4 protein-coding genes are annotated in these 2623 nt (G+C 62.0%); 2 read left to right on the forward strand and 2 right to left on the reverse strand.

Annotated elements, in window-relative coordinates; genetic code table 11:
- Together EOA85_RS38305 and EOA85_RS32265 are read right to left on the reverse strand one after the other, a co-directional pair.
- Positions 1-208, reverse strand: a 208-nt coding sequence (locus EOA85_RS38305) for a hypothetical protein (RefSeq protein WP_206523417.1), incomplete at its 3' end; no start/stop codon positions are given.
- A 21-nt stretch (positions 209-229) separates the two neighbouring features.
- Entirely contained in the window at positions 230-814 is a 585-nt protein-coding gene (locus EOA85_RS32265; protein WP_127212427.1) for a molybdopterin-dependent oxidoreductase, read from the reverse strand.
- 483 nt (positions 815-1297) lie between these two features.
- On the opposite strand from EOA85_RS32265, the gene EOA85_RS32270 reads away from it, so the two are divergent.
- A complete protein-coding gene (locus EOA85_RS32270; protein ID WP_082982404.1) occupies positions 1298-1801 on the forward strand; it encodes a (2Fe-2S)-binding protein in 504 nt (167 codons plus the stop codon).
- Positions 1798-2623, forward strand: an 826-nt coding sequence (locus EOA85_RS32275) for a xanthine dehydrogenase family protein subunit M (RefSeq protein ID WP_164760029.1), incomplete at its 3' end; no start/stop codon positions are given. The genes EOA85_RS32270 and EOA85_RS32275, both read left to right, overlap by 4 nt.

A 2623-nucleotide genomic window follows, 5' to 3' on the forward strand; every position in this document is an offset into this window, starting at 1 on the left:
AAGTCATGTCCCTGAGGTGGGTTACATCGCGTATTGCAATGTGGAACTCGCGGATGGCGAAAAAGCCGAACCGAGGCAGCGAATATTCGATCTTGCTGAGGCTGAGAAACAATATGGTGATCAAGACGGCCGAGCTGGCCGCCGCCGCAGCAATGGCGCTCCCGTAGGTGAGGGGAACGCGCCAGCCACTCGATCCAAACCGTACCATTCGAGCCACGCCGGAGCTCGACTAGCCGCCGGACTCGAGCGTCTTGATCAGCCAGACCCATCGTGGTTTGCGGATTGGCGTATCGAAGGCAGGATAGTCCTTGAGCGGGTAGATCAGCCGGGTCGGACCCTGCGTGCGTCGGGTCAGCAACTTTCCATCCTGGCGGGTGGCAAGCAGGAGAGGACCTTCCGTCCAATCTTCGCGTGGAACTATCTGCACGTATTCGTCCACCGCCCGCAGAGCAACTGAATCCTCGCCTTCCAATCCAACGAGCTTGAGCACATCGCGGAACAGAACGCCTTCAAACGTAAGCTGCCCCTTTTCATATGGACTTGTGGTGGTGACTCTGTAGAGACCGAGCTTTTCCAGCTGTCGCAGCGTAACTGGAATTGACTTGCCGTTCTTCTGAACATTGAAGGCCACTGTGTCCGGCGGTTCCGGGAAATCAGCAGGCTCCAGCGCCGGCGCCGGCAGAATGCCAATCGCCAAAACTGCCAGCATGACCAGACAGCGCTTAAGCGGTAGAAGTGCTGTGTTGAGCAAGGATGACATGCAGCAATCCTTTTCTTCTCGATAGGCAAGCACCAGCCATTGCCTGACCTTCATTCGGGCAGACTGGTACTGTGGCCACGAATGTTTAATTTTTCCGTTAGCTTTGGTTCAGGCCGCGGGAACAGCGGTGGGATAGTACTCTGACGCTGGTCCTTGAGGCTGGAGAAGGGCGACCGTTTTCAAACCGGCAGCGGACAAGCCAGCGCAGTGGAGCAGCGGTCTAATCGCCGCGGCTTCGATCTTGTCTTCAAGCGCCGGCGGCGGCCGCGAGGCCAATTCTCTCCAATGTCGATGGGTTTTGACCCTAAGGGCTTGAACCGTGCCGGCCCAGCCCCCACGTAATAAACGGAGGCCCCTCCGTTTTAGTGGAACACCTTTATCATATAATCAGGGGAACCGGTATGTCACCTGTTGAAGCCTGCAAGCCGGCGAGAGCGTGATCTCCCCCTCAAGGGGGGAGATTAGCCCCTTATCATCGCCTCGCCATCCCTTGGTGCTCTTGCCGCACCGCGTCAGCAACTGGAGCCAGACGCCCCCATGACAAGCAAAACCCGAATTCCCATCCACCTTCAAATCAACGGACATCGCCATGAGCTGGAGGTCGAGCCGCGCGTCACGCTGCTCGACGCCTTGCGCGACCATCTCGGCCTGACTGGGACCAAGAAGGGCTGCGACCAGGGCCAATGCGGCGCCTGCACCGTGCATGTCGACGGCCAGCGCGTGCTGGCCTGCCTGACGCTCGCTGCCCAGGCCGAGGGAAGGGCTGTCAGCACCATCGAAGGGCTTGCCGAAGGCGACGGCACGCTGCACGCGGTGCAGGCCGCCTTTCTCGAACAGGACGCCTTCCAGTGCGGTTACTGCACGCCGGGCCAGATCATGTCGGCGGTCGCCTGCATCAGCGAAGGCCATGCCGGTTCGGATGACGAGATCCGCGAATATATGTCCGGCAATCTCTGCCGCTGCGGCGCCTATCCGCACATCGTCGCCGCCGTGCGCCAGGCGGCACTGGAGGTTGCGTCATCCATGGAGACCGCGTCATGAGGGATTTTTCGTATCTGCGCGCCAATTCCGTCGATGCGGCACGCCAGGCGGCGGCGCTGCCCGGCGCCATGCTGCTGGCCGGCGGCACCACGCTCGTCGATCTCGCCAAATGCGGCGTCGCCGAACCCGACACCGTGGTCGACATCACTCATCTCAAGGGACTGGATAGGATCACGGTCGACGACCGGGGCGCCATGATCGGCGCGCTGGCAAAGATGAGCAGCGTCGCCGACCATGCCGCCATCAAGAGCCGGTTCCCTACCGTTTCGGAAGCGCTGTGGCTGGCGGCTTCGGCGCAGCTCCGCAACATGGCGACCATCGGCGGCAATCTGATGCAGCGCACTCGCTGTCCGTATTTCCGCGATCCGGCGAATTTTCCCGCCTGTAACAAGCGCACGCCCGGCAGCGGCTGCTCGGCGATCGGCGGGGTCACCCGTGGCCATGCCGTGCTCGGCACCAGCGAGACCTGCATCGCCACCTATCCGGGCGATCTGGCGACGGCGCTGGTCGCCTTCGACGCAACAGTCTACCTCGGCAACCGCCAGGTCGCGGTCGATGACTTTTTTCTGCTGCCGGGCGCCACGCCCGACAGGGAGCATGCGATCGCGCCAGGTGAGGTGATCACCGCGATCAGCATTCCTGCTTCCCCTGCCGCCCAGCGCTCGACCTATCTGAAAATCCGCGACCGGCAATCCTACGAATTCGCTGCCGCAAGTGCCGCCGTCGGCATCGAGTTCGAGGCCGACGGAAGGACGATCAAGGATTTGCGCGTGGCGCTCGGCGGCGTTGCCACCAAGCCATGGCGCGCACGCGCCGTCGAAG

The organism is Mesorhizobium sp. M5C.F.Ca.IN.020.29.1.1, assembly GCF_003997375.1.
GTDB classification, from domain to species: domain Bacteria; phylum Pseudomonadota; class Alphaproteobacteria; order Rhizobiales; family Rhizobiaceae; genus Mesorhizobium; species Mesorhizobium wenxiniae.